This is a genomic window from Roseivirga sp. (genome assembly GCF_049099775.1).
Lineage (GTDB): Bacteria > Bacteroidota > Bacteroidia > Cytophagales > Cyclobacteriaceae > Roseivirga.
This window is the reverse complement of sequence record NZ_JAGDZM010000016.1, coordinates 23,144-29,958: the sequence shown is the minus strand read 5'-3', so window position 1 is coordinate 29,958 and position 6,815 is coordinate 23,144. Positions and strand designations below refer to the sequence as shown.

At 39.1% G+C, this 6,815-nt stretch carries 7 protein-coding genes; all 7 read left to right on the top strand.

Annotated features, from left to right (window positions below; genetic code table 11):
- Positions 1 to 287, top strand: a 287-nt coding sequence (locus JXQ92_RS18720) for a hypothetical protein (protein WP_421988175.1), incomplete at its 5' end; no start/stop codon positions are given.
- Between the two features lie 419 nt (positions 288 to 706).
- Positions 707 to 2,260, top strand: a complete 1,554-nt coding sequence (locus JXQ92_RS18715; RefSeq protein ID WP_421988174.1) for a hydroxymethylglutaryl-CoA reductase — start codon at positions 707 to 709, stop codon at positions 2,258 to 2,260.
- Positions 2,261 to 2,989 (top strand): TIGR04283 family arsenosugar biosynthesis glycosyltransferase, encoded by a 729-nt coding sequence (locus JXQ92_RS18710; RefSeq protein ID WP_421988173.1) that lies wholly within the window; start codon positions 2,261 to 2,263, stop codon positions 2,987 to 2,989.
- Positions 2,990 to 3,091: 102 nt separating this feature from the next.
- Positions 3,092 to 3,667 carry an RNA polymerase sigma factor gene (locus tag JXQ92_RS18705; protein WP_421988176.1) on the top strand — a complete coding sequence of 192 codons (576 nt, stop codon included), beginning with the start codon at positions 3,092 to 3,094 and terminating at the stop codon, positions 3,665 to 3,667.
- Complete coding sequence (locus tag JXQ92_RS18700; RefSeq protein WP_421988172.1) at positions 3,660 to 5,102, top strand: outer membrane beta-barrel protein; 1,443 nt, start codon at positions 3,660 to 3,662, stop codon at positions 5,100 to 5,102. Before JXQ92_RS18705 ends, JXQ92_RS18700 begins: the two co-directional genes overlap by 8 nt.
- A 127-nt stretch (positions 5,103 to 5,229) precedes the next feature.
- Positions 5,230 to 5,829, top strand: a complete 600-nt coding sequence (locus tag JXQ92_RS18695) for a porin family protein (RefSeq protein ID WP_421988171.1) — start codon at positions 5,230 to 5,232, stop codon at positions 5,827 to 5,829.
- A 30-nt stretch (positions 5,830 to 5,859) separates the two neighbouring features.
- The gene (locus JXQ92_RS18690) at positions 5,860 to 6,813 is read left to right on the top strand and encodes a Gfo/Idh/MocA family protein (RefSeq protein WP_421988170.1); all 954 of its coding nucleotides are present in this window, start codon (positions 5,860 to 5,862) and stop codon (positions 6,811 to 6,813) included.
- Positions 6,814 to 6,815 lie beyond the last annotated feature (2 nt).

The following is a 6,815-nucleotide window of genomic DNA, read 5'->3' as shown; positions in this document are numbered from 1 at the left end:
CTCAAGGAAGTATTCTTTTAGATAATGAAGACATATCGCTGAACTACCCGGGATTTACACTTTCATTTGCTGATGGTACCTATCAAACCACAAATGGAGCAGACTTATTCAATGCCACAGGAACTTGGGATTGGACAGACGATGCAGGTACAGTACTTACACTAGATACAGGAGAGGAGATAACTATAAATACCTTAAATCTGACTGAATTTAGTTTCTCCTTCTTCCATGCAGGCAGTAGGAGAGCCGGTATTCGAGGGAATTATACCATTAATGTTTTTAAGTAACAGTTTGCTAAAGGCACCACATTATCATGCCGAGTTTATGCAGTAGGAAATAATTCTTATCACTTAGAATGATTTCAGACTATCTCAGCTTGTTAAATACTTAATCTTAAATTCATAATAATTAAGCATTTTCCATTAAATACGTGTTAGAAGTGTTTTGGTGAATATACGCCAGACTGTACGAGTTTGGTACTGCTTTTATACTCAATGATCGATTGCCCATTACTAAAAACGGGGCATATATGTAAGCTTCTGTTCTTTCTGGATAAGACTATCTAATATTCAGGCTGCTTTTTACATCCTATTCCTTAATTTCGAACCCTTGAACAATAGCGGAAATCGGATAGTTCAGTTCTCATTCAGCGTATTTTTTTAGGATGAAAACTGAGGAAATACTTTTTTAAGGTTTTACAAATCCAATGAATTTTATACCCAAATCATTACTCAAAAAACTCTACACCCGAGGTAGTCTAACAAAAGCAAATGAAGGCTTTACTTTTAACATTAAGAATAGACTGATAGATGTCCACTTCGAAGGCCTGAGTCATCTTTCTATTGAAGGAAGTGAAATCCAAAAAGATCAAATATTTGCTGATTTAGGCGACGGAAAATGGCTTTCCATTGAAGAGATTAATAAACAAAACGGCTTTGGACTAAAATTGGGAAAAAGCTTCAATGTGCTGGTAGTATCACAACTTAATGGCGCCAAAAACCTAGATTTAAGTTTCAAATTCGATACAAAGCCATTCGGTAAGCTAAGCTTTAGTATAACTGATCAGGTAAATGCACATAAGGAAGAACGTGCCATAAAGATTCCTAGAATTCATAATGCTGATTATGGCAAAGAAGCCATTAAAGAAAGGCAAGAATTTGTTCAGTCCTTTTCGGGTTCGAACCCGAAGAATATCAGTAATCCGATTGAAGATACAACCGTTTATCAAGGTAATATTGAGCACCTTACCGGGTTTGCCAAAATTCCAATGGGTATTGCAGGGCCTATAAAAGTGAATGGAGAACATGCGCAAGGCGAATACCTTGTTCCTTTAGCCACTACGGAAGGCACCTTGGTGGCTTCGTACAACAAAGGAATCAAACTCGTAAATGAGGTAGGGGGAGTGAATTGTAGAGTTATCCAAGATAGCATGCAGCGTGCACCTGTTTTTATTTTTGATACCCTCATAAAAGCCGTCGATTTTGGAAAGTGGATTAAAACCGTTTCCAAAGATTTAAAAGCACAGGCTGAAATAGGATCAAACCACCTTAAATACGATTCAGTAGAAGTTTATCAGGCAGGAAATAATGTTTTTTTACGCTTCAACTTTTTTACGGGAGATGCAGCTGGCCAAAATATGGTAAATAAAGCCACCTTTCAGATTTGTCAATGGATTTTAGAGGTTTATGATGGTGTACAGCACTTCTTTCTTGAGTCAAATATGGCTAGCGATAAGAAGCACTCTTTTATCAATTCATTAAATTCTAGAGGTAAGAGAGTAATTGCTGAGGTTACATTTCCTGAAGAATTATTAGTAAAGAACTTTGGTGTAGATGCTCATCAATTACAAAGACATTTAGGTGTAGCCAATCTAGGTGGAATGATGGCCGGCGTTAATAACAATGGCTTGCATACTGCAAATGCATTAGCCGCTATGTTTATAGCTTTTGGGCAAGACGTAGCCAATCTGGCCGAAAGTACAGCAGGCTTTTTACATACTGAGGTATTAGCCGATGGCAGCCTTTATGGGACTGTTACCCTTCCCTCATTAATTGTGGGAACAGTTGGTGGAGGAACTGCACTCCCAACTCAAAGAGATTGTCTAGAAATGGTTGGTTGCTATGGGTCAGGAAAAGCCAAAAAATTAGCTGAAATTATGGCCGGCGTTGTATTAGCAGGAGAAATTTCACTGGGCGCTGCTATTTCATCCTTAGACTGGGTAGCCGCACACGAAGATTTGGGCCGTAATTCAATCCCATAAATGGTAACTGTCTCCATCATAATACCTACATACAATGAGGCGTCATGCATTGAGGCAGTATTACACCATATTGATCAATTAGAACCTGCCCCTCACGAAATTATTATCGTAGATGGGGGAAGTTCGGATAATACAAAACACTTAATAGCAGCACATCAATTTCGTTTGATCGATTCTCCCAAACTTGGTCGTGCTGCTCAAATGGATTTAGGTGCAAAAAAAGCGTCAGGTGAGATTTTATGTTTTCTCCATGCCGATACCTATCCTCCACTTGATTTAGTCAATATCGTTCAAGAAACACTCAGCGACGAAGTGGTTTTAGCCGGCTTTCGAAGCATAATGCAAGGCTCTTGCAACCAACGAATGACTTCGTTCCATAACAGGGTTAAAACCTACTATGCGCCATTCATTTACAACCCATATCGTGCTTCGTTTAAAGGCTTGAGATTACTTTTCGGAGATCAGCTGATGTTTTGTAAAAAGGAAGATTACACGCGATCAGGAGGCTTTAATACAGAAATGGAGATTATGGAAGAGGCCGACCTGTGTATCAAAATGAATCGAATTGGTCGAATAAAGCAGATTGATCATAAAGTTTATTCTTCGGACAGAAGAGTGGCAAAATGGGGAGTGCTTAAGTCTAATATAATCTTTATTACAATAGCCACACTTTGGGCGCTTGGTGTCCCAAACAAGAAATTAGCTCGGATTTATACACATATAAGGTAGCATTCAATTAACTTGAAGCTCAATAAACCTTTTTAGCCCTAACAATAGCTTATACTTTATTTTCCTCTCAGAGGCAGCCTTTTTTTAAAGGATTAAGTATTGATGTTATTAAAGTGGGCTGCAATCGACCAAGATCGAAAAATATTGGAAGCAATTATCATAGGCTGCAAGGAGCAAGATAGGCAAAGCCAGCAGGAATTGTATCGCAATTTCTATAGCTATGGTATGTCTATTTGTCTGCGCTATACAGGTTCTGAAGCAGATGCTGTAGAGGTTCTAAATGACGGCTTTCTTAAGATTTTCAAGAGTATTGAAAAATTCGACATTGAGAAATCTTTCAAGCCTTGGTTGAGAAGAATTCTGGTTAATACATGTATTGATCACATAAAAAAGAATGCAAAGCATAATCATCTAGTAGATATTACGGAAGCAGCAGTGGAAAGTACTACGCAAGAGGCACCAGATCATAATCTTGACTATCAAGAAATATTGACCAAGATAGGTGAATTGTCTCCGGCGTATAGAGCTGTATTTAACTTATACGTAATAGATGGTTTTAAACACCACGAGATTGCTGAACAACTGGGTATTACAACTAGTACTTCAAAAGCAAACTTGACGAGAGCAAAAGCAGCGCTAAGAGCAATGCTTGGGAAGGAGGAGTACCAATATGGATAAGTCTAAGCCACAAGGAGGGGATCCGTTGGATCAATTAGCGAGAGAAGCGGCTGCGGGAGCTCATTTTGAGTTCAATCCAGCGGCATGGTCGGCTATGGAAGCAAAAATGGCTCCACCGAAGCGTGTAATTCCGTGGTGGAAAATAGGGGGAGGCCTTGGCGTAATAGCGATCATCATCTTTTTGATTTTTAGACCTGTAGGCGAATCTAGAGATGTGTTGAATGAAAACGGTGCTACTCAAACTAATAGCAAACAGCTTGAAAGCTCACGTACTGCTGAGCCAGAAGCAGCAAAAGATTCTGAGAATACTCTAGATGGGGAAAGCTCCAAAGCATCAGTCAAGCAAGGAGCAGAAAAGTCATCGGAATCCTCGAAAGAAGCATCAGGTCAGCAGGCAAGTACAAACCAGAACGAAACACAAGAAAATAAAACTGTTCAGATAGACCAGAAGGAAGCCCAACCTTTTGTCGTTGATGCTAAGACGAATACGATAAATGCAGGTAATACGACTAGCAATAATGAGTTAAAAGAGGAAGCGAATAAAAAAACTGATCAAAATGCTCAGCAAAAATCTGTAGCTGGTGACAATTCGAATGACAATAAGGAAGAAGCCATAAAAGAGCTTAATGCGAATGTAAATAGCAAAAAGGAGGTAAACTATTTTGAGCTCTCGCAGCCCAATGCAGTGAATGATAGTATTGGAAAGCGAGAAGCCGACTTATACGGAGTTAGTTTCGAAACCATTACACCTGAATGGTTCCCACCATTGTATCTATTCGATCAGTCAATAAAGCCCATGACTTTAGATTCAGGGAACTATCGAACGCCAAAAGTTGATAGCATGCAGCAATTAAAAAAATGGTCGTTCGGTGTAATGGTTTCATTAGATCTTAGTGCGACGGGGCTCGATGGTTTCACAAAACCGGGCACCATGCTTGGACTAGTGGCAGAATACAGAATTGCTAATAATTGGACACTCCAATCGGGGCTGACTTACGCTGTAAAAAGATATAGCGCACTAGGATCAGAGTACAACACATCAGCTTGGCCAGGAGGCCGATCAGACAATTTAATACGAGCGGAAGCCGTTTGTTTTGTCATTGACATTCCGATTAATTTGAGAAGGTATTTCAATACTAAAAATGGCAACCAATGGTTCATCGGTGGTGGCGTTTCCACTTACCTTATGCTGAGAGAAGATTATGACTATGAGTATACTAGGCCTAGTCCAAATTGGGCACCTACTAGTCAAATAAGAGGGGAGAATAATCACCTTCTGGGTATCGCAAATTTCAGTGTCGGATATGAGACGGGTATAAGTAAAAAATTTAAGCTAGGAATAGAGCCATTTATGAAACTGCCGCTTACCGGAATTGGTCAAGGAGAAGTTAAATTCTTAAGTTTTGGCACTAACCTAGTTCTTAAGCTGAAATAATCTTTTGTACCATTCATTTAGAAAATTGACTTCTTTGTAGAACTCTTTTCTTGTTTTAAGAAAGTTTATCGGTTAATTACGTGCTGGAAACGCATAATTGATAAAACACGCACTAACAAGTAAATCGATGAAGTTCAAGACGCTACTACTTTTCTGCTTTTTCACAATATTGGTAACACAGGGATTTAGTCAGGATTTTTATACTGGATTAAGAATTGGATATGGCTTGGCAGGTGTTCAAACTGAAGGTTCTCCTCAGTTCGACTTATCAAGAAGGCCATCGACAAATATTGCCCTTGTTTTTAATAACAGGTTCAAGAATTCAGCATTTGGTTTCTCGATAGAGCCTGGTTATCATTTGAAAGGCACAAGGGTAGACGACAGTGAATTGGATTATAGATTCAACTTTTTGAGTACGCCAGTGTTACTTGACCTTTATCCTACCGACAAAATTAAAATTAGTGTTGGCCCAGAATTCTCATATTTAATGAGCCCTAAAAACCGTTTCAATGATACTACTAAGGTTGACTTAACAGGAACTTATACCAGAAAATGGGAAGTTGCCGGAACTGTAGGTGTAAGTTTTGCGCTTGATTATTTTGTCAATTTCGGTCTTCGATATACCAAGGGTTTTACCGATATGGTAGCGTTAGATCCGGCACTTGATACCAGAAATCTTAGAAACGAGAGTTTTCAATTTTTCTTCTTATTCAAAATTGCCAATTGATTTTTAGGATCAATTCCCTTTCTTAGTTCTATGAATTGGGGATTTATAGGATTTGGAAGAATTGCGAGAAAATTTTTAGAGAGCTTAGAATCGGTTGATGGGGAAATACCCTACGCATTTGCTTCTAGGTCGAACGCTGTCGCTTTACAAGAAGAATTTCCTGGAGTGAAAGTTTACGACTCCTACGAGTCTCTATTGGCAGATGATAATATAGACGTCGTTTACATAAGTACTACCCACAATTTCCATTGTGATAATACCATTGCTGCCCTAAAAGCAGGTAAGCATGTGCTTTGTGAAAAACCAATGGGTATCAGCAGTCAAGAGATTGCTAAGATGACCGAAGTGGCTAAATCATCGGGTAAATTCTTAATGGAAGCCATGTGGATGAGGTTTTTACCCGCCTACAAATCGGCCATAAATTGTGTGAAATCTGGTGAAATAGGCAAGGTCAATTATGCCACGGCCAGCTTCGGTTTTCGGTCGGAGGATAAACTTACAAAAGAAGGCCGTTTGCTCAACCCTGAGCTAGCCGGTGGAGCACTTTATGATGTTGGCGTATACCCATTGACCATTATTTCTGACTTATTTGGATGGAAACCTCAGCACTTTGCAGCACACGCCATTAAATCAGAAACAGGAGTAGATGAGACGATTCAAATACAATTTGATTTTGGAAATAACAAGCTAGCCCAAGTGATGGGAAGTGTTACCTTTCACACTAACAAAGAAGCTTGTATTTATGGCGATAAAGGGTTTGTTAGGATGCCAATGTTTTGGAAAGCAGACTCTTACGAAATAGTAAAAGGTGATGATATAACTGTAGTAGAGTTACCGTATAAAAGCACCGGCTATGCACATGAAATTGAAGAGGTAGTAAGCTGTATTGGACAAGGAAAAGTAGAATCGCCACTTTTCAGTCTTAACGATAGCTTAATGAGTGCTCAATTGGTGGAAGAAATTCTTTCCACCATATTCAAATAAGA